A 17,538-nucleotide genomic window follows, 5' to 3' on the forward strand; every position below is an offset into this window, starting at 1 on the left:
GTTATGGGTTGATTGCGTCCGAATCGCTTCGTGGAGGAGGCGGCTATGGTCCAAGTTTTTTTTCACTGCTCGAATACTGACGGCATGTTGATCGACCGGCAGGGCACCGCGGTGTCGAACCTGACCGAGGCCCGCGACCGCGCCGCGCAAATCATGCGCTCGATGATCATGGTGCCCGGCGACGAAGACTGGCGCGACTGGATCCTGCACGTCAGCGACGACGACGGCGAGGAGATCTTCGACCTGCCGTTCAGCTCCATGCTCGGAAAGCCGCACTGAGAACATTGCCATGCTGATCGCTTCGCTCACGCTGCTTCGCCACCCCATCTCCGCGATCGCCTCGCGGTGGCAGGCGCTGGTGAAGCTCGCGGGCAATCCCTACCGCCCTGAGCTGCACTACATGCGTGGCCCGGGACCAAAATGGCGCGCCAAGCACGGCAACCGACGGCCCGACGGCAGGCTCTGAGCCTCGCCCACCGGATCGAGGGACGTCATCCGTCCCGCCCCCACGCGCCACGATTGGAGCTTTCCACCGGAAACGGCCTTGTCTACCCTGCCCGCCTTTTCAGGCAGCAGGGACCATTTCATGTCGCATGAATTCCATTTGGACAATTACCTGGCGCGCATCGGCCATCCGGGTGCGGTGAAGCCGGATCTGGCGACCCTCAGGGCACTCCATAGAGCTCACGTCAATGCGATCCCGTTCGAGGGGCTCAATCCGCTTCTGCGATGGCCCGTTCTTCTCGATCTGCCGACCGTGCAGGCCAAGCTCGTCGACTCCCGGCGCGGCGGCTATTGCTTCGAGCAGAACGCGCTGTTCAAGGCGGCGCTCGAGCACATCGGCTTCAGCGTCACTGGCCTTTGCGCCCGGGTGCGGTGGATGGCCGCACCCGACAGTCCGTTGGGCCCAAAGGTCCACATGCTGCTCAAGGTCGATCTGCCCGAGGGTCCCTACATCGCCGACGTCGGCTTCGGAGTCTGCGTGATGGATAGCCCCTTGCAGTTCCAGACGCAGATCGAGCAGCGCACCGCGATGGGCACTTACCGGATCGGCGAGATCAAGGGCCTGTTCTCGATCAGCGCGAAACAGCCGAGCGGTTGGCGGACCATGTACGTCTTCGACCTGGTCCCGCAGCTTCAATCCGACTACGAGCTCGGCAACTATTTTACCTCGACGAGCTCCATCCCGCCCTTCACCAGCACGCTGATCATGGAGCGCGTCGCAGCGGATGCGCGCTACAAGCTCGCCAACCGGCGGCTGACCATCGAAGGACGCGACGGCGAGGTGATGAGCGAGCGCACGATCGACAGCGCCGACGAGCTGCGACGGGTGCTACATGAGACGTTCAACGTCGAGCCGCCGGTGCCGGTGGAAGAGGTGTTTGCGCGGATTGGGGGATAGCGCGCTTGCCGTGCGCGCGATGCAGGATCGCGACGAAGCGCCCTGCGAGGATGACGACGCGGACGTGCCGCCATCGCCGCGCTGGAGGAGCTGAGGCTGACGAAAACTGCAGAGCAAACAAATCAACCGTACCAACCGGACGTCGGCAACAACAAACCGTACGAACGGAGGTCTGCAATCAACAACAAGTTCCAATGATGGGCAGTTGCGTACGGATTGCTAATATCCGCGCTGCGCTCGAATTATGCTCATAGTGTCGTTGTAACCTTGGTTCATACCACGCCGCACAGTTTCCGCCTGTCCTGCCAGATCAGGATTCGCTGCCGGGCAAACACGGATACCCGGCTGAGAGAGCAAATATCGCAGCTCTGCTTCCGGGTTTGGTATCTCCGGAAACCTGACGCAGTTTCTGTAGGGATCATATTGCTGGGCCTGCACTTGGATCGGCGCAATCAGCGTAGCGATTGCGAGACCTAGAAACGCAAGGTGTTTCATGGCAATGCTCCTTCGACCTGATCGTTACGAGGTTGCTCTGAAATCAAAACAACCATAAGTTTAATTCCGAGTGCAGGCAGGATTTGTGAGGTACGCCACACGGTGCGAGTCATTGGGCACTCACAGGTACGTGACGGCGCGATGGCGGAGGATGACAAATCGCGAATGCATGACCATCCGCCGGCGGATGTCGACTCATCGCCGCCACGCCAAGCTGCCGGTTGCCCGCGAACGCACGCAAGGCGATCGCGCTTCGACTATGAGGAGGCGCAGGTGCAGTCCGTGCCGATGAAGTTCGCCTGCCCGAGCGCCGTGATGCGCGAGGGCGACACGAATTCCGGCGCAGTCGAGATCTTCCAACCCTGGGCCGACGCGGTCGCAGAGAGCTGAGCGTCACGACTCCTCCACATTTGCAAGCGAGCTAGCCGTCCGATGCCCGTCCATCGAACGGGACAGAAGCGTACGTCCAAGAGGAGATCATTCTTATGAAGAAGCTTGCGCTCGCCGCGACATTGATCATCGCGGCTGGCCTCACCATGCCGAGCGCGGCATCCGCCAAAGGCGGTCATGGCCATGGACACGGCCACGGCGGATTCCATGGACATCACCATGGCACGCCGCCGGGCTGGTATCACGGGCGCAAAGTCGGCTGGCGCGGCAAGGGCTGCCCGCCCGGCCTGTGGAAGCAGGGCCGCTGCTGAAATCGACGACAAACTACCAGGCGTCGCCCGAATTCGGGCGGCGCTTTTCTAGATCCCCAGCCTGTCCCGCACGCGGCCGGCGATCACCGCGCTCGTGACCCCGAGCGGCCAGAACGCGTGCAGCGGGATCGGCTTGATGCCGGTGACGGGCATGTCGATCTCGGCGTTGGCGCCGCCGATCAGGCGGCGCGCGAGTTGCGCGCCCATCGCGGTGGAGAGCGCGACGCCGCGGCCGTTGCAGCCGAGCGAGATCAGGATGTTTTCCGCCGGCTCGTGCACATGCGGATAGTGATCCCCGGTGATCGCAAGGCGGCTGTTCCAGCCATGGGTCCAGGCGACGCCCCTGAGCTGCGGCCACAGCCGCTCGGCATAGCGCATGAGATAGGCGACATCGGACGGCGAGTTGATCCAGCGCATCGGGCCGCGGCCGCCCATCAGCAGACGGTTCTGCTGATCGATGCGATAGTAGACCGTGATGTGCCCGCTTTCGTAGAGCACGGACCGTGTCGGCATGATCGAATGGGCGACCTCCTCGGACAGCGGCGCGGTCGCAGCGATCGACGAAAACACCGGCACGATGGTGCGGCGGAGCACGGGCCAGAGGTCATCCGTAAAGCCGTTGGTGGCGAGCAGCACCTTTTCGGCACGCACCACCGCGCGCGGCGTCTCGATGCGCCAATGCGTGCCTTCGCGACGCAAGGCGAGCGCCGGGGTTTCGCCGTGCACGCTCGCACCGGCGGAGATCGCGGCGCGTGCGAGGCCCCGGGCGTAGCTCAGGGGATGAAGATCGCCGCCGCGCGCGTCGAGCATGGCGCAGAGGTAGCGATCGGTGCCCGTCATCTCGCGCAATTGCTCGCGATTGAGCAGCGTCACCGGCATGCCGCGGCGAATGCACTGCTTTGCGGTACTTTCGATCGCCGCGGCGTTCGCCTCGTTGTAGGCGGCGCGCAGCGTGCCGTTCTGCCGCGCCTCGCAAGGAATCTGGTAACGGCGGATCAGCTCGTGGGTAAAATTCGTCGTGCCGTAGGAGAAGTCGATCATGCGGCGGCCGAGATCAGCGCCGAAATCGGCCTCGATCTGATCGGGGTCGTGCTTCAGCCCCGGATTGGTGTGACCGCCATTGTTGCCGGACGCGCCCCACCCCGGCTCCTGCGCCTCCAGCACCAGTGCGTCGACACCCCGCTCGGCCAGACGCAGCGCGGTGGACAGGCCGGTGTAGCCGCCGCCGACGATCGCGACGGAGACGGTCTTGTCCGCATCGAGCGGCGGCGTGGCCACCGGCGCAACGGCAGTGTCGGCATAGAGCGAGGGCGGCAGAGGCAGGCGCACGGGCAGAATCATAGGGATACCGGATCAGAGCGGATGCAGCACGCGGCGCAGGAAGTCTTGCGTCCGCGCGTGCTGCGGTTGGTTGAGCACGGCTTTCGCCGGCCCCTGCTCGACGATGACGCCGCCGTCGATGAACAGCACGCGATCCGCGACGTCGCGGGCAAAGCCCATCTCGTGGGTGACGACGACCATGGTCATGCCGTCATCGGCGAGCTTGCGCATCACGGAAAGCACCTCGCCGACGAGCTCGGGATCCAGCGCCGAGGTCGGCTCGTCGAACAGGATCGCCTTGGGCTGCATCGCGAGCGCGCGCGCGATCGCGACGCGCTGCTGCTGCCCGCCGGAGAGCTGCGGCGGATGCACGTCGGCCTTTTCGGCGAGGCCCACTTGCGCGAGCAGCGCTCGCCCGCGCTCCAGCGCCGCGGCGCGCGGCTCCTTCTTCACGTAGAGCGGCCCCTCGACGACGTTCTCCAGCGCCGTGCGATGCGGGAACAGATTGAAGCGCTGGAACACCATCGACACCTGCGTGCGGATCGAGACGATCGACGGCGCATTGCGATCGACGCGCGTGCCCTCGACGCTGATGTCGCCGCGGTCGTAGCTTTCGAGCCCGTTGATACAGCGCAGGATGGTCGACTTGCCGGAGCCGGACGGGCCGATGATGCAGACCACCTCGCCCTTCTCGACACCCGCCGTGATGCCCTTGAGCACCTCGACCTTGCCAAAGCTTTTGTGGACGTCGTCGAGCTCGATCATCGCTTGCCGGCCCGCTTCTCGAAATGACGGACCAACAGGATCAGCGGGATGCTCATGGTGAGATACATCAGCGCCACCAGCGTGAACACGCTGGTGTTCTTGAAGGTCGAGGAGGCGATCAGCTTGCCCTGGAGCGCGAGCTCGGCCACCGTGATGGTCGAGGCTTGCGACGAATCCTTCAGCATCATGATCATGACGTTGCCGTAGGGTGGCAGCACGATGCGCACCGCCTGAGGCAGCACCACGCGGCGCATGGTGAGCCACCAGCCCATGCCGATGGTCTGCGCCGCCTCGATCTGTCCCTTGTCGATCGCCTCGATGCCGGCACGGAAGTTTTCCGCCTGATAGGCCGAATAGGCGATGCCGAGCCCGAGGATCGCAGCCTGCAATGCGGTGAGCGTGACGCCGAGATCGGGCATCACGAAGTAGAGGTAGAACAGCAGCACGATGATCGGGATGCCGCGGATCACGTTGATCACGCTGGCGCTCAGGCCTGCGAGAAAGCCGATGCCGGAGACCCGCATCAGGGCCCAGACCAGTCCGAGCAGCGTCGAGAGGATCAGCGAGCCGATGGTGACGACGATCGTGAGCGCGACGCCGTTGAGGAGGATCGGGAAGAACTCGACGGTGTCGCGCCAAAAACCCTGCATCGGCGATCAGTCCTTCAGGCCCCATTTGTCCAGGATCTTGTCCACCGTGCCGTTCGCCTTCAGCCGGCCGAGCGAGGCGTTGATCTTGCCGAGCAGCTCGGTATCGCTCTTGCGCACGCCGATGCCGACCGAGCCGACGGTCACGGGCTTGTAGCTCGTAACGAGGCGCACTTCGGGGAAGCCACCCTGCTTGAGATTGTAGGCGAGGATCGGATAGTCGGCGAAGCCGGCCTTGAGGCGCGCGGCGTTCACGTCGCGCAGGATGTCGGGAATGGTGTCATAGGCCTTCACGTCACTGAACAGGCCCGACTTCTTCAGCGCGTCGACGAAGGCGGTGCCGACCTGCGCGCCGACGACCTCGCCCTTCAGATCCTCCTGCGAGGCATAGGCCTTGGTATCGCTCTTCGGCACCACCAGGCCTTCGCCATAGGTGTAGATCGGATCGGAGAAGTCGATCACCTCCTTGCGCGGCGCGGTGATGAACATTGCGGCTGCAATGATGTCGATCTTGCTCGAGGTCAGCGAGGGGATCAGCGCCGAAAACTGCATCGGCTCGATCTGGACGTTGAGGCCGGCGTCCTTGCCGACCTCGGTGATGAGATCGACCATGACGCCCTGGATGGTGTTGGTCTTGGTGTCAAGGAAGGTGAAGGGAATGCCCGTCGGGGTCGAGCCGACCTTCAGCACCTGCTGCGCTGATGCCGGCAAGCTGGCTGCAAGGGCGAGCGCCGCGACCGCGGCCTGAACGAAACGCTTCATCGCAATCCCCCTTTTGGGTTCGGCCGATGACGGCGCGCCCGCGCAGCTTATGAGGCAGATGTTGCGAGGCGGGCCGTTTCAGCTTATTTTCACTAATATGAAATTTTGGCCACACTTTCGCGGACGATGCAAGCGGTTTTCATGCACATGAAGGAAGCGGTTTGACGTGAGCGGTGGTAAAAGAATGCGCAAGCCTGCCGCGGCGAAGAAGGCAAAGGCCGTCACCAAACCGGTCACCAAGCCGGAGCCGGCAATGGACGTCGCGGTCGGACGCCGCATCCGCGATCTCAGGCGGACACGGCAACTCTCGCTCGAAACGGTCGCCGAGCGCACGTCGCTGTCGATCGGCTTCCTCAGCCAGATCGAGCGCGGCCTGTCCTCGCCCTCGCTGCGCGTGCTCGCGACGCTCGCCGACGTGCTTGGCGTGGGCATCGCCGCGCTGTTCGGCGCGAGCCCAGGCACGGATGGCGCGTCAGATTCCGTGGTGATGCGCGGGATGCAACGCCCCGAACTGAAGCTCTGGCGCACCGGCATTTCAAAACAGCTCCTGAGCGCCGCGGGCGCCGAGAACCGGCTCAACCTGTTCCTGGTGCACCTGGAACCCGGCGGCTCGACCGGCGATGAACTCTACACCCATGATGGCGAGGAGGCCGGCCTCGTGCTCGAAGGCGAGATGATGCTGACGGTGGATGCAGACACGTGGTCGCTGAAGACAGGCGACAGCTTTCGGTTTGCCAGCCGAAGGCCGCACCGGTTTTCCAACCCGGCCGAGGATGCGAAGGCCGTGGTGCTGTGGGTGAACTGCGTGACCGGGGCGGGGTAGCGCAGTCGTCACGACGGCCGATAGACGTCCGGCCGTAGGACCTCCATGAAGCGGGACGGGCTTCCGAGCGGCTCGAACCCGAACTGGCTATACAGGCCATGCGCGTCGCGGGTCACGAGGAGAAGGCGCCTCAGACCTTGCAGGTTGTCGTGACCGACGACGTAGCGCATCAGCCATTTGGACAGTCCCTTGCCGCGATGGGTCTCGAGTATGAAGACGTCTGCAAGCAAAGCGAATGTCGACTTGTCAGTGACGACGCGGGCAAACCCGACTTGCTCCGCGCGATGGTACACACCAAAGCAGAGAGAATTCTCGATCGCACGCTCGACAACGGATCGCGGGATCCCGCGCGCCCAATAGCTGTCTTCTGCCAGGAACTTGTAAATGACGTCCACGTTCAAGCGGTGGGGATCGGTCGAGATCTCGTAGTCGGCGAGAAACTGTTCCATCTGCATTTACTGGATCCTTTGTTGATTGCCGCATATGTACTACCGCCTCCGTCATCCCAAGGTGCAGGCGGTATGCGCTCCTCGAAGGATGCACGACCCCGAGGCAGCCGGCCGTCGCCCTTCGAGGGCCGCTTCAGGGTGACGGTGATGGATTTGCACGCCCGATACCTCCACATCGTCATTGCGAGCGCAGCGAAGCAATCCAGGATCTCACCGCGGAGATAGTCTGGATTGCTTCGTCGCCTCGCTCCTCGCAATGACGCGGAAAGAGACGTTCAGCCAAACCGATGCGCGTAGCGATCGACCGTCAGCTCACTCGTGTCGATCTGCGGCTTCTCGCCCGACAGCATGTCCGCGAGCACCTGTCCTGAACCGCAGGACATGGTCCAGCCAAGCGTGCCGTGACCGGTGTTGAGATGGAGATTTGAATAGCGCGTGGCACCGATCACGGGCGGGCCGTCCGGTGTCATCGGGCGCAGGCCGCTCCAGAACGTCGCCTTGGAGAGATCGCCGCCGCGCGGGAAGAGATCTGTCACCGAATGATCGAGCGTTGCGCGACGCGCGGCGTAGAGCTTGTCGGAATAGCCGGAGATCTCCGCGGTGCCGCCGACGCGGATGCGATTGCCGAGCCGTGTGATCGCGACCTTGTAGCTCTCGTCCATCACCGTCGATTCCGGAGCGCCGCTGGCGTCCGTGATCGGCACCGTGATCGAATAGCCCTTCACCGGAAAGACCGGCAGCGAGATGCCGAGCGGGGCAACAAGGCGCGACGACCAGCTTCCGAGCGCGACGACATAGGCATCCGCCTGCAACAGGCCGGCGCCGGTCGCAACACCGGTGACACGCGAGGCATCCGTGACGATGCCCTTGATCGACGTATTGAACAGGAAGCGCACACCGAGCTTTTCGGCCTCTGCGGCCAGCGCCTGCGTGAACATGTGGCAGTCGCCGGTCTCGTCCTCCGGCAGCCTCAGGCCGCCGACGAACTTTTCCTTCACGCCGGCGAGTGCGGGCTCAGCCGCAATGCAGCCCTCGCGATTGAGCACCTCGTAGGGCACGCCATACTGCTTGAGCACGGCGATGTCCTCAGCCGTGCCGTCGAGCTGCGCCTGGTAGCGGAAGAGCTGGAGCGTACCCTTCGAGCGCTCGTCATATTGAATGCCGATGTCGCGGCGCAGGTCACGCAGGCAATCGCGGCTGTATTCCGCGATCGGGATCATCCGGCTCTTGTTGACAGCGTAGCGCGTGGACGTGCAGTTGCGCAGCATCTTGAGCAGCCAGACCCACATCACGGGATCGACCTTGGGCCGGATCACCAGCGGGCCGTGCTTCATCAGAAGCCATTTGATCGCCTTCACCGGCACGCCCGGTCCCGCCCATGGCGAGGAATAGCCAGGCGAGACCTCGCCGGCATTGGCAAAGGACGTCTCGAGCGCTGGCTCGCCCTGACGGTCGACGACCGTCACGTCATGGCCGGCACGCGCGAGGTAATAGGCAGAGGTGACACCGATGACACCGCTGCCGAGGATCAGGACTTTCACGTTTCGCACCACTCCCGCGGCGTTTGTCGCGCCGCTAGAGCATGATCCGGAAAAGTAGGAAGCGGTTTTCCGAAAAGATCATGCTCAAACAATAACCTAAAGCGCGATGACGAATCATCCCAATTTCATCGCGCTTTAGCAAGAACAAGGGGTCGATACCCGCGAGAGCAATTATCAGGCCACGCGTTTGATGGCGTCGCCGAGAATCGAGACCATCTGGTCGATGTGGCTCTTCTCGACGATCAGGGGCGGCGACATCGCGAAGGAATCGCCGCTCATGCGCAGGTAGAGACCCGTGTTGAAACAATCGACCATGATGTCATAGCCGCGGGCACCGACCGCGCCATCACGCGGCGCGACCTCGACCGCGCCCATCAGGCCGCAATTGCGGATGTCGACGACGTTCGGCAGACCTTTGAGCGAATGCAGCGCGTCGCGCCAGTACTCGGCGATCCCTGCGCCACGGGTGAGCAGACCCTCGTCCTTGTAGATGTCGAGCGTCGCGATGCCAGCGGCACAGGCCACCGGGTGCGCCGAATAGGTGTAGCCGTGGAACAGCTCGATCTGGCCCTCCGGGCCGGTCATCACGCCGTCATGCACCTTGCGGCTCGCAAACACGGCGCCGCAGGGCACGGTGCCGTTGGTGATGCCCTTGGCCGTCGTCATCAGGTCCGGCGTGACTCCGAAGAAATTGGCGGCGAACGGCGTACCCAGGCGGCCGAAGCCGGTGATGACCTCGTCGAAGATCAGGAGGATGCCGTGCTTGTCGCAGATCTCGCGCAGGCGCGCGAGATAGCCCTGCGGCGGCGGCAGCACCGCGGTCGAGCCCGGCACCGGCTCGACGATCACGGCGGCGATCGTCTCGGCGCCGTGCAGCGCGACGAGGCGCTCGAGATCGTCGGCAAGCTCGGCGCCATGCGCCGGCTGGTCCTTGGCAAAGGCGTTGCGGGTGAGGTCATGGGTGTGGCGAATGTGATCGACGCCCGGCAGATGGGTCGCAAAGGCGCGGCGGTTCGCCACCATGCCGCCGACCGACATGCCGCCGAAACCGACGCCGTGATAGCCGCGCTCGCGGCCGATCAGGCGGGTGCGGCTCGACTGGCCGGTGGCGCGATGATAGGCGAGCGCGATCTTGAGCGCAGTGTCGACCGACTCGGAGCCGGAGTTGGTGAAGAAGATGCGGTCAAGGCCCTTGGGGGCGATCTCCGCGAGCCGCTCGGCGAAGTCGAACGAAAGCGGATGACCCATATTGAATGACGGCGCGAAGTCGAGCGTCATGAGCTGCTTCTCGACCGCAGCGGCAATCTGCCTGCGGCCGTGGCCGGCGTTGACACACCACAGGCCCGCCGAGCCGTCGATCACCTTGCGACCATCGACGCTGGTGTAGTGCATGCCCTCGGCCGAGGAGAACAGGCGCGGAGCCTTCTTGAACTGCCGGTTGGCCGTGAACGGCATCCAGTGCGAATCGGTCTTGATGGTGTTCGGAATCTGGTGAAGGGTCACAGGCCGCTCCTTTGCTGACCCGGAAGCAGAGCCACGGCTTTAAAGGCGCAACAAGTCCTTTTCTGCATGCCCGCAACCCATTGATCTGGTTGGGGCGGCCGGTCCATATTTGCGCGATCCGCAACACCTGCAACAGGGATTTGCACCATGAGCGTCGACATCGGTGGACGGCTGCGATTCATCCGGGCGCGCCACAAGCTGTCGCAGCGCGAGCTCGCCAAACGCTCCGGTGTCACCAATTCGACGATCTCGCTGATCGAATCCAACCAGATGAACCCGTCCGTCGGCGCGCTCAAGCGCATCCTCGACGGCATCCCGATGGGGCTCGCCGAGTTCTTCGCGCTGGAGCCGGAGACGCGGCGCAAGATCTTCTATCGTGCGGAGGAGCTGACCGAGGTCGGCAAGAAGCCGATCTCCTACCGCCAGGTCGGCGACAATCTGTTCGGCCGGAGCTTGCAGATCCTGAAAGAACGCTACGAGCCCGGCAGCGACACCGGCCGTGTGCCGCTGGTGCATGACGGCGAGGAAGGCGGCGTGGTGATCTCCGGCAAGCTCGAGGTCACCGTCGAGGACGAGCGGCGCATCCTCAACCCGGGTGATGCCTATTATTTCGAAAGCCGCAGGCCGCACCGCTTCCGCTGCGTCGGCGGCAAGCCGTGCGAGGTGATCTCGGCCTGCACGCCGCCGACGTTCTGAACCGCATCTCGCGTGTCAGGGCTACGTCAGCAGCTCCTCGATCCGGATCGGGAAACGGCGCACGCGCACGCCGGTTGCATGCCAGACGGCGTTGGCCACCGCGCCAGCGCTGCCGGTGATGCCGATCTCGCCGACGCCCTTGATGCCGAGCGCATTGACGTGCGGATCGTGCTCCTCGACCGTCAGCACATCCATTGGCGGCACGTCGGCATTCACGGGGATATGGTACTCGCCGAGATCGGCATTCATGATCCGACCGCTGCGCCGGTCGGTGATGGCCTCCTCGTGCAGCGCAAAGGACAGGCCCCAGATCATGCCGCCGAGGAGCTGGCTCCGCACCAGATGCGGATTGATGATGCGGCCCGCGGCGAACGCGCCGACCATCCGCGAGACCCGGATCTGGCCGAGCTCGAGATCGACCTTCACCTCGGCAAACACGGCGCCATGCGCATGCATGGCGTAGTCGGTTTGCGCCGTCGGGTTCGGCGCGCCGGTGCCGCGCGCATCGATCTCGGCAAGGCCGGCCCGCGCGAGGATATCGGCATAGCTCTCGCCGCGGCTGTCGTCGTCGCACCGGAACAGTTTGCCGTCGCGGGCGATCACGCCGGCATTGCCGGCACCGAACAGCGGCGAGCGCTCGTCGCGAGTGGCGAGATCGGCAAGCTTTGCGATCACGGCCGCGCCGGCATTATGGATCGCGTTGCCCGCAGTCGCGGTGTGCGCCGAGCCGCCGGCGATGCCGCCATCGGGCAGGTCCGAGGTGCCGGAGCGAAAGTCGACGCGATCGACCTCGAGGCCGAGACCATCGGCCGCGATCTGCGCGAGCGCCGTCCAGGCGCCCTGCCCCATATCATGCGCGCCGATCTCTATCACGCCGGTGCCATCGCGGCGGATCGCCGCGCGCGCCTCGGCCTGGAACATCAGTGCCGGGAAGGTTGCCGTGCCCATGCCCCAGCCGACCAGCAGACCGGAATCGTCGCGCATCTGCCGTGGCGCGAGTGGCCGCTTCGCCCAGCCGAAGCGCGCCGCGCCCTGCTCGTAGCAGGCGCGCAGCGCCTTCGAGGAGAACGGTTTTCCGGTGGTCGGCTCGACCTCGGCGTAGTTCTTCAGGCGAAACGCCAGCGGATCCATGCCGCAGGCGAGCGCCATCTCGTCGATTGCGCTTTCCAGCGCAATCGATCCGCTCGCCTCGCCCGGCGCGCGCATGAACAGCGGTGTGCCGGTGTCGACGCGCGCCGCCTCATGCGTGGTCCTGATCGCAGGACTGGCGTAGAGCGTGTGCGAAGCATCGGCCGCGGGCTCGTAGAAATCGTCGTAGCTGCTCGATACCGTCTTCGCATGGTGATCGATCGCGGTGAAGCGCCCGTGCGCGTCGACGCCCATCTGCAAGCGCTGCCGCGTCGGCGCGCGATGCCCGACCGGGCCGTACATCTGCTCGCGGCGCAGCACGAGCTTCACCGGCTTGCCGACCAGCTTCGCCGCCATGACGCCGAGGATCTGCGGGCCCGTCAAAAACCCTTTCGAACCAAAACCGCCGCCGAGGAACGGGCTGCGAATCCTGATCTTCTCCGGCGCGAGACCAAACAGCTCGGCGACGCGGGCGCGCGCCATCACCATGGCCTGGCTCGGCGTATCGATCGAGAGCGTGTCGCCGTCCCACGCTGCTACGATGGCGTGCGGCTCCATGGCGTTGTGATATTGCGGCGGCGTCTCGTAGGTCGCCTCGATCCGCTTTGCGGCCGCGGCGAGCCCGGCGTCGATATCGCCATGCTGCACTTGTGCAGGGTTGCCGACGCCGACGACAGGCGGCGCAAACGTTTCGCCGGCGTCGAGACCGACGCGAGGGTTTAGCGTCTCATAGCACGGGGCCAGCAGCGCTGCGCCTTCGGTCGCCGCCTCCAGCGTCTCCGCGATCACGACGGCGATCGGCTGATTGGCGTAGCGGATCTCATCGCTCTGAAGGACCTCCATCCGGAATACGAACGGATTGGTCTTGATGTCAGGGTCGATCGCGAGCTCAGGCTTGTGTTTCGACGTCATGACGTCGACCACGCCCTTGTGGCTCCTGGCCGCCGCGACGTCGAGCGACGTCACGCGGCCGCGCGCGATGCTCGATACCGCGATCACCGCAAACAGCATGCCCGGCGGATGATGGTCCGCGGCGTAGGCCGCCTGTCCCTTGACCTTCAACACGCCGTCGCGGCGGGTCAGCGGCTGGCCCATGTTCGAGCCGTGACGGATATGAGCGGGCGCAGAGGTGAGGTTGATCTCAGGCATGCAGGGCTCCGGAAGCAAAGGGAGAGGCCGGCAGCGCCGGAATGCGCGCGGGCGTTCCAGCGGCGGCAAGGGTCAGCGCGCGCACGACGATGCGGCGCGCGAGCTCGATCTTGAAGGCGTTGTCGCCGGACGGTTTTGCATCAGCGAGCGCAGCTTGCCCCGCTGCGCGGAACGCGGACGGCTCAGGCGCGGCACCTTTCAGCATCGCTTCCGCAGCGCGGGCGCGCCAGGGCTTTGCGGCGACGCCGCCGAGCGCAAGCCGCGCCTCCTTGATCCTACCGTTCTCGATCGTCAGCCCTGCTGCGGCGGACACCACGGCAAAGGCATAGGAGGTGCGCTCGCGAACCTTGAGATAGCGCGCATGGCCCGCGAATTCCCGCGCAACGGCCGGCAGCCGCACCGCCACGATCAGATCGCCCGGCTCGAGCGCCGTCTCGCGCTCGGGCGTTGTGCCCGGCAGGCGATGTAGCGCGTCAAGGGGCAGCTCGCGCCGGCCACCCTTGCCTTCGATCTCGAGGATGGCGTCGAGCGCAACCAGCGGCACGCAAAAGTCGGAGGGATGGGTGGCAATGCAGCCTTCGCTCCAGCCGAGCACGGCATGCAGCCGGTTCTCGCCGCCGCGCGCATCGCAACCGCTGCCCGCCTCGCGCCGGTTGCAGCGGCTGGCGGGGTCATAGAAATACGCACAGCGCGTCCGTTGCAGGAGATTGCCGCCGACGGTCGCGGCATTGCGGAGCTGCGCCGAGGCGCCCGACAGCAGTGCTTCGGCGATCGCCGGATAGGCTTTTGCAAACGCGGCATCATGCGCGAGATCGGCATTACGAACGAGTGCTCCGATACGCACGCTGCCATCGGCGAGGTGCTCGATCTTGTCGAGCCCATTCAGATGCGTGACGTCGACCAGACGGTCAGGGCGACTAATGCCGCCCTTCATCAGGTCGAGCAGATTGGTGCCGGCGGCAAGATAGGTCGCGCCGGGCTGCGCGGCGGCGGTGACGGCCTCGGCAATGGTCGCGGGCCTGACGTAATCGAACGGCTTCATGCGGAGCGCCTCTGGTTGGCTTCACTGGTCTGCACCTCGAGCACGGCATCGACGATGCCGGCATAGGCGCCGCAGCGGCAGAGATTGCCGCTCATGCATTCCCTGATACGTTCAGGGTCATCGCCCGCCTGCGCTTCCCGCATCATTCCGATCGCGCTCATGATCTGGCCGGGCGTGCAGAAGCCGCATTGAAAGCCGTCATGGGCGATAAAGGCGGCCTGCACGGGATGAAGCTGGTCGCCGCGCGCAACGCCTTCGATGGTGAGGATGTCGGCGCCGTCATGGCTGATGGCGAGCGCGAGGCAGGAGTTGATCCGCTTGCCGTCGACCAGGATGGTGCAGGCGCCGCACTGGCCACGGTCGCATCCCTTCTTGGTTCCGGTCAGTTGCAGGCGCTCACGCAAGAGATCGAGCAGCGTGACGCGAGGATCATCGAGATGGAAGTCGCGCCGCGCACCGTTCACGGTGAGGCTGATGGAGTGGGTCATACAGGGCTCCGATCAGATATGGACATATGCGATCGCTTGCGCGCCACCGCCGTGGCCGCAGTCGATCTGTCGCCGCCCGAACATGAGCCGAGCCGACGTGTCGACGAAGATACGGAGGTACCCTCCGTTTAACAAGTCCCGTCGAAAAATATTGGAATTCGTCAAAAACCCCGTGCGCAAACAACGCGATGGCTCGCGCAAAGGGTTCAATCTAACCAGATCGTGATCTAGATTGGTCTGCATGGACGATCAGGTCGACAACATCCGAAAGCCCCGCGCCGACGCCGTGCGAAATCGCGAGCGCGTGCTCGAGGCGGCCAAGGCCGTGTTCAGCGCGGGCGGGCCGGAGGCGAGCCTGGAAGCGGTGGCCAGGCGCGCCGGTGTCGGCATCGGCACGCTCTATCGTCATTTTCCGACGCGCGAGGCGCTGTTCGAGGCAGTTTATCGCCGCGAGGTCGAGCAGCTCGGCGAGCTCGCCGAGCAATTGAAGAGCGCCAAGGATCCGGTCGATGCGCTGCGGCGCTGGCTGCGCTCCAATGTCGAGTTCGTCGCCACCAAGAAGGGCATGTCGGCAGCGCTGGCGCTCGCGGTGCAGAGCGGCTCGGAGCTGCATGCTTTCTCTTTCGATCGGCTGACCACGGCCATCGGCTCACTGCTCGACCGCGCGGTTGCAGCCGGCCAGATGCGGGCCGACATCAGTCCGGAGGACCTGCTGCGTGCGTTCTTCGGCATGTGCTACATGCACGACCAGCCCGGCTGGCAATCGACCGCGCTACGACTGCTCGACGTCTTCGTCGACGGGCTTCGCGTGCAGCCCAAACGATCAGCGCGCGCGACGGTCAAGAAGACAAAACCGGCGGCGAAACGAAAACGATAATACGGAGCCAGTGATGCGCATTGCGGTGTTGCTGATCACGTTACTCCTGAGCTTTGCGGCCGCGCACGCCGACGACATCGCAGCCGCCAAGAGCGTGATCCGCGCCCAGGAGCAGGCTTTTGCCCGCGACGACGCCGCGGCCGCGTATTCCTACGCCGCACCCGCGATCAGGAAGATCTTCCCGGCCGCCGACATCTTCATGGCGATGGTGGAGAATGCCTACGCGCCGATCTACCGGCACAAGAGTTTTGAGTTCGGCGAGACCAAGGTCGATGGCGACTGGATCGGCCAGCACGTCCACATCATCGACGCCAATGGCGAAGCCTGGGACGCGCTTTACACGCTCGAGCAGCAATCCGACGGCAACTACAAGATCACGGGATGCTCGCTGTCGAAGGCGGGACAAGCGGTTTAGGCGAGGACTCTCGAATCGGCGATGTGCGTTTAACCTTCGCACGCAAATGCAGCCATTGCATGAGGTCCGAGAAGGGCAACAGGCCGGCATGAGCAGTTGAGCAGCAGCCAGAACAATGCAGTGGCGCAGCATCAATGGCTTGAGATAATCTTGGCCGCGGTTCGCGAGAGAAGGGACGCAAATTCGAGATCACGTGCCTTAGCTTCCGTCGGAGCGCCATAGTACATCGCGAAAGTTCCCAGAACCCTTCCGTTCGCTTCAACGGGAAACGACCAACACGCGCGGTAGCCGAACCTACTCGCCAGCCAACTCCATTCACTCCAACGTGGATCCTCCACGACGTCCGGCGTAATGACGGCACATCGCTTGGCAGCGGCTAGGCCGCACGCCAGCGATGCGGGGCCGATCGCAAATCCGTCGACATAGCGCGCATAGTCTTTCGTCATACCCGTGAGATGGTAGAGCGCAGTTCCCTGGGGATTGATGGCGCGGCTGACGACCGAACGCGTGCACCATTCCACAGAGCGCAGATGGCTAGTTTATCCATGTGGAAGCAAATTTGGCTCGACGCGAAAGTTTGTCAGGCATGCCTGCGCAATGCAAAAGGCGTCCCGTTGCCGGAACCCGTGGTAGCATGGTTCTTCGCACGGGCCGAAAGCGAAGTTAAGTTCCTCGGCGGTCTCGAATGATCCTATAGATCGAGGCGTGCTGCAGCGCATCAAGCTGAGATGCCATGGCGCGCCATTGGCCGGCCAATTCCCGGAAAGTATGAGCGATCAGCCGATCGGTGACCTTATCAGCCATCGCCTCGCACTGCTCAGCTTTCCTCATCATTTCGTCGGCGCATAACATGATCGCCAATGACTTGGACCAAACAGCGTTCCAACCCTGGCACTTTGCACTGTCGTCGTCCGGGACGCTGCCTTGCTCGACCAGCGAACTGGATCCACTCGGTGTCATTCGCTGCGAACGGGAAGCGCCCCGACGGCACCCTACGGGCGCAAGCCTCTGAGAGGAGACGCGATCTGCGCTTCACAACGCATGCTCGGTGCCCTCACGAACCGAGGAGTACGATCGTGCCCGACGAAGACAGCCTGCCACCAAAGCTCGCCGCATCCCCTGCAACAAGGGCAAGCTGATTACTGGGTGCCCATTGTTGAAGGCGGGACAGGCGGTCTAGGGCGTGGACTCCCGAGTCTGCGATGTCCGTCTAACCTTCAACAGCGTCGCAGATGCTGCCATTGCATGGGGTCCGAAGAGGGCCGATTCCGTTGAAAAAGGGCGGCAGTAATCCGATGTATTGGCGTCAGCGGCGATGCGGCCGAGCGGCTGTGT

General features: G+C 64.3%; 20 protein-coding genes. 8 read left to right on the forward strand and 12 right to left on the reverse strand.

Annotated elements, in window-relative coordinates:
- The first annotated feature begins 45 nt into the window (after positions 1–45).
- The 3 genes from SO180_RS39120 (at position 46) to SO180_RS39130 (ending at position 1,402) form a co-directional block, all read left to right on the forward strand.
- Entirely contained in the window at positions 46–279 is a 234-nt protein-coding gene (locus SO180_RS39120) for a DUF6894 family protein (protein ID WP_449384122.1), read from the forward strand.
- Between the two features lie 10 nt (positions 280–289).
- Complete coding sequence (locus SO180_RS39125) at positions 290–466, forward strand: hypothetical protein (RefSeq protein ID WP_449384123.1); 177 nt, start codon at positions 290–292, stop codon at positions 464–466.
- A 120-nt stretch (positions 467–586) separates the two neighbouring features.
- Positions 587–1,402: an arylamine N-acetyltransferase family protein gene (locus SO180_RS39130; protein ID WP_449384124.1), complete on the forward strand. Its 816-nt coding sequence runs from the start codon at positions 587–589 to the stop codon at positions 1,400–1,402.
- Between the two features lie 219 nt (positions 1,403–1,621).
- On the opposite strand, the gene SO180_RS39135 is transcribed toward SO180_RS39130, so the two are convergent.
- Complete coding sequence (locus tag SO180_RS39135) at positions 1,622–1,897, reverse strand: hypothetical protein (protein WP_449384125.1); 276 nt, start codon at positions 1,895–1,897, stop codon at positions 1,622–1,624.
- Positions 1,898–2,382: 485 nt separating this feature from the next.
- Between SO180_RS39135 and SO180_RS39140 the strand changes: the two genes are divergently transcribed.
- Complete coding sequence (locus tag SO180_RS39140) at positions 2,383–2,598, forward strand: hypothetical protein (protein ID WP_449384126.1); 216 nt, start codon at positions 2,383–2,385, stop codon at positions 2,596–2,598.
- Positions 2,599–2,646: 48 nt separating this feature from the next.
- Here the strand turns inward: SO180_RS39140 and SO180_RS39145 are convergent, their stop codons facing one another.
- From SO180_RS39145 to SO180_RS39160, 4 genes are read right to left on the reverse strand one after another with little or no spacing between them, the layout of a single operon-like run.
- Positions 2,647–3,939: an NAD(P)/FAD-dependent oxidoreductase gene (locus tag SO180_RS39145; protein WP_449384127.1), complete on the reverse strand. Its 1,293-nt coding sequence runs from the start codon at positions 3,937–3,939 to the stop codon at positions 2,647–2,649.
- 12 nt (positions 3,940–3,951) lie between these two features.
- A complete protein-coding gene (locus SO180_RS39150) occupies positions 3,952–4,683 on the reverse strand; it encodes an amino acid ABC transporter ATP-binding protein (protein WP_449384128.1) in 732 nt (243 codons plus the stop codon).
- A complete protein-coding gene (locus SO180_RS39155) occupies positions 4,680–5,333 on the reverse strand; it encodes an amino acid ABC transporter permease (RefSeq protein ID WP_449384129.1) in 654 nt (217 codons plus the stop codon). Before SO180_RS39155 ends, SO180_RS39150 begins: the two co-directional genes overlap by 4 nt.
- A 6-nt stretch (positions 5,334–5,339) precedes the next feature.
- On the reverse strand, positions 5,340–6,092 hold the full coding sequence (locus SO180_RS39160) for an ABC transporter substrate-binding protein (protein ID WP_449384130.1): 753 nt from the start codon (positions 6,090–6,092) through the stop codon (positions 5,340–5,342).
- 184 nt (positions 6,093–6,276) lie between these two features.
- Here SO180_RS39160 and SO180_RS39165 point away from each other — a divergent pair, with 184 nt between their 5' ends.
- Positions 6,277–6,915 (forward strand): helix-turn-helix domain-containing protein, encoded by a 639-nt coding sequence (locus tag SO180_RS39165; RefSeq protein ID WP_449384131.1) that lies wholly within the window; start codon positions 6,277–6,279, stop codon positions 6,913–6,915.
- Positions 6,916–6,923: 8 nt separating this feature from the next.
- Here the strand turns inward: SO180_RS39165 and SO180_RS39170 are convergent, their stop codons facing one another.
- The 3 genes from SO180_RS39170 to aptA form a co-directional block, all read right to left on the reverse strand.
- A complete protein-coding gene (locus SO180_RS39170) occupies positions 6,924–7,370 on the reverse strand; it encodes a GNAT family N-acetyltransferase (RefSeq protein WP_449384132.1) in 447 nt (148 codons plus the stop codon).
- 269 nt (positions 7,371–7,639) lie between these two features.
- Complete coding sequence (locus SO180_RS39175) at positions 7,640–8,905, reverse strand: D-amino acid dehydrogenase (RefSeq protein WP_449384133.1); 1,266 nt, start codon at positions 8,903–8,905, stop codon at positions 7,640–7,642.
- Between the two features lie 174 nt (positions 8,906–9,079).
- The gene (gene aptA / locus SO180_RS39180; protein ID WP_449384134.1) at positions 9,080–10,408 is read right to left on the reverse strand and encodes an omega-aminotransferase AptA; all 1,329 of its coding nucleotides are present in this window, start codon (positions 10,406–10,408) and stop codon (positions 9,080–9,082) included.
- Positions 10,409–10,555: 147 nt separating this feature from the next.
- Here aptA and SO180_RS39185 point away from each other — a divergent pair, with 147 nt between their 5' ends.
- The gene (locus tag SO180_RS39185; protein WP_027552747.1) at positions 10,556–11,104 is read left to right on the forward strand and encodes a cupin domain-containing protein; all 549 of its coding nucleotides are present in this window, start codon (positions 10,556–10,558) and stop codon (positions 11,102–11,104) included.
- 21 nt (positions 11,105–11,125) lie between these two features.
- On the opposite strand, the gene SO180_RS39190 is transcribed toward SO180_RS39185, so the two are convergent.
- From SO180_RS39190 to SO180_RS39200, 3 genes are read right to left on the reverse strand one after another with little or no spacing between them, the layout of a single operon-like run.
- A complete protein-coding gene (locus SO180_RS39190) occupies positions 11,126–13,381 on the reverse strand; it encodes a xanthine dehydrogenase family protein molybdopterin-binding subunit (protein ID WP_449384135.1) in 2,256 nt (751 codons plus the stop codon).
- Positions 13,374–14,423, reverse strand: coding sequence for an FAD binding domain-containing protein (locus SO180_RS39195; RefSeq protein ID WP_449384136.1), 1,050 nt, complete (start codon positions 14,421–14,423; stop codon positions 13,374–13,376). The genes SO180_RS39190 and SO180_RS39195 overlap by 8 nt, the downstream gene beginning before the upstream one ends.
- Complete coding sequence (locus SO180_RS39200; RefSeq protein WP_449384137.1) at positions 14,420–14,911, reverse strand: (2Fe-2S)-binding protein; 492 nt, start codon at positions 14,909–14,911, stop codon at positions 14,420–14,422. The genes SO180_RS39195 and SO180_RS39200 overlap by 4 nt, the downstream gene beginning before the upstream one ends.
- A 241-nt stretch (positions 14,912–15,152) precedes the next feature.
- Between SO180_RS39200 and SO180_RS39205 the strand changes: the two genes are divergently transcribed.
- Together SO180_RS39205 and SO180_RS39210 are read left to right on the forward strand one after the other, a co-directional pair.
- Positions 15,153–15,788, forward strand: a complete 636-nt coding sequence (locus SO180_RS39205; RefSeq protein WP_449384138.1) for a TetR/AcrR family transcriptional regulator — start codon at positions 15,153–15,155, stop codon at positions 15,786–15,788.
- Positions 15,789–15,801: 13 nt separating this feature from the next.
- Positions 15,802–16,203 (forward strand): DUF4864 domain-containing protein, encoded by a 402-nt coding sequence (locus SO180_RS39210; protein ID WP_449384139.1) that lies wholly within the window; start codon positions 15,802–15,804, stop codon positions 16,201–16,203.
- Positions 16,204–16,334: 131 nt separating this feature from the next.
- Here SO180_RS39210 and SO180_RS39215 read toward each other — a convergent pair whose 3' ends face one another.
- The gene (locus SO180_RS39215; protein WP_449384140.1) at positions 16,335–16,649 is read right to left on the reverse strand and encodes a GAF domain-containing protein; all 315 of its coding nucleotides are present in this window, start codon (positions 16,647–16,649) and stop codon (positions 16,335–16,337) included.
- Positions 16,650–17,538 lie beyond the last annotated feature (889 nt).

The sequence above is a fragment of the Bradyrhizobium sp. UFLA05-112 genome (genome assembly GCF_053572325.1).

Coding starts and splice junctions, on each gene's coding strand:
- SO180_RS39120 (WP_449384122.1), top strand. CDS start 46: ATGGTCCAAGTTTTTTTTCACTGCTCGAATACTGACGGCATGTTGATC.
- SO180_RS39125 (WP_449384123.1), top strand. CDS start 290: ATGCTGATCGCTTCGCTCACGCTGCTTCGCCACCCCATCTCCGCGATC.
- SO180_RS39130 (WP_449384124.1), top strand. CDS start 587: ATGTCGCATGAATTCCATTTGGACAATTACCTGGCGCGCATCGGCCAT.
- SO180_RS39135 (WP_449384125.1), bottom strand. CDS start 1,897: ATGAAACACCTTGCGTTTCTAGGTCTCGCAATCGCTACGCTGATTGCG.
- SO180_RS39140 (WP_449384126.1), top strand. CDS start 2,383: ATGAAGAAGCTTGCGCTCGCCGCGACATTGATCATCGCGGCTGGCCTC.
- SO180_RS39145 (WP_449384127.1), bottom strand. CDS start 3,939: ATGATTCTGCCCGTGCGCCTGCCTCTGCCGCCCTCGCTCTATGCCGAC.
- SO180_RS39150 (WP_449384128.1), bottom strand. CDS start 4,683: ATGATCGAGCTCGACGACGTCCACAAAAGCTTTGGCAAGGTCGAGGTG.
- SO180_RS39155 (WP_449384129.1), bottom strand. CDS start 5,333: ATGCAGGGTTTTTGGCGCGACACCGTCGAGTTCTTCCCGATCCTCCTC.
- SO180_RS39160 (WP_449384130.1), bottom strand. CDS start 6,092: ATGAAGCGTTTCGTTCAGGCCGCGGTCGCGGCGCTCGCCCTTGCAGCC.
- SO180_RS39165 (WP_449384131.1), top strand. CDS start 6,277: ATGCGCAAGCCTGCCGCGGCGAAGAAGGCAAAGGCCGTCACCAAACCG.
- SO180_RS39170 (WP_449384132.1), bottom strand. CDS start 7,370: ATGCAGATGGAACAGTTTCTCGCCGACTACGAGATCTCGACCGATCCC.
- SO180_RS39185 (WP_027552747.1), top strand. CDS start 10,556: ATGAGCGTCGACATCGGTGGACGGCTGCGATTCATCCGGGCGCGCCAC.
- SO180_RS39190 (WP_449384135.1), bottom strand. CDS start 13,381: ATGCCTGAGATCAACCTCACCTCTGCGCCCGCTCATATCCGTCACGGC.
- SO180_RS39195 (WP_449384136.1), bottom strand. CDS start 14,423: ATGAAGCCGTTCGATTACGTCAGGCCCGCGACCATTGCCGAGGCCGTC.
- SO180_RS39200 (WP_449384137.1), bottom strand. CDS start 14,911: ATGACCCACTCCATCAGCCTCACCGTGAACGGTGCGCGGCGCGACTTC.
- SO180_RS39205 (WP_449384138.1), top strand. CDS start 15,153: ATGGACGATCAGGTCGACAACATCCGAAAGCCCCGCGCCGACGCCGTG.
- SO180_RS39210 (WP_449384139.1), top strand. CDS start 15,802: ATGCGCATTGCGGTGTTGCTGATCACGTTACTCCTGAGCTTTGCGGCC.
- SO180_RS39215 (WP_449384140.1), bottom strand. CDS start 16,649: ATGACGAAAGACTATGCGCGCTATGTCGACGGATTTGCGATCGGCCCC.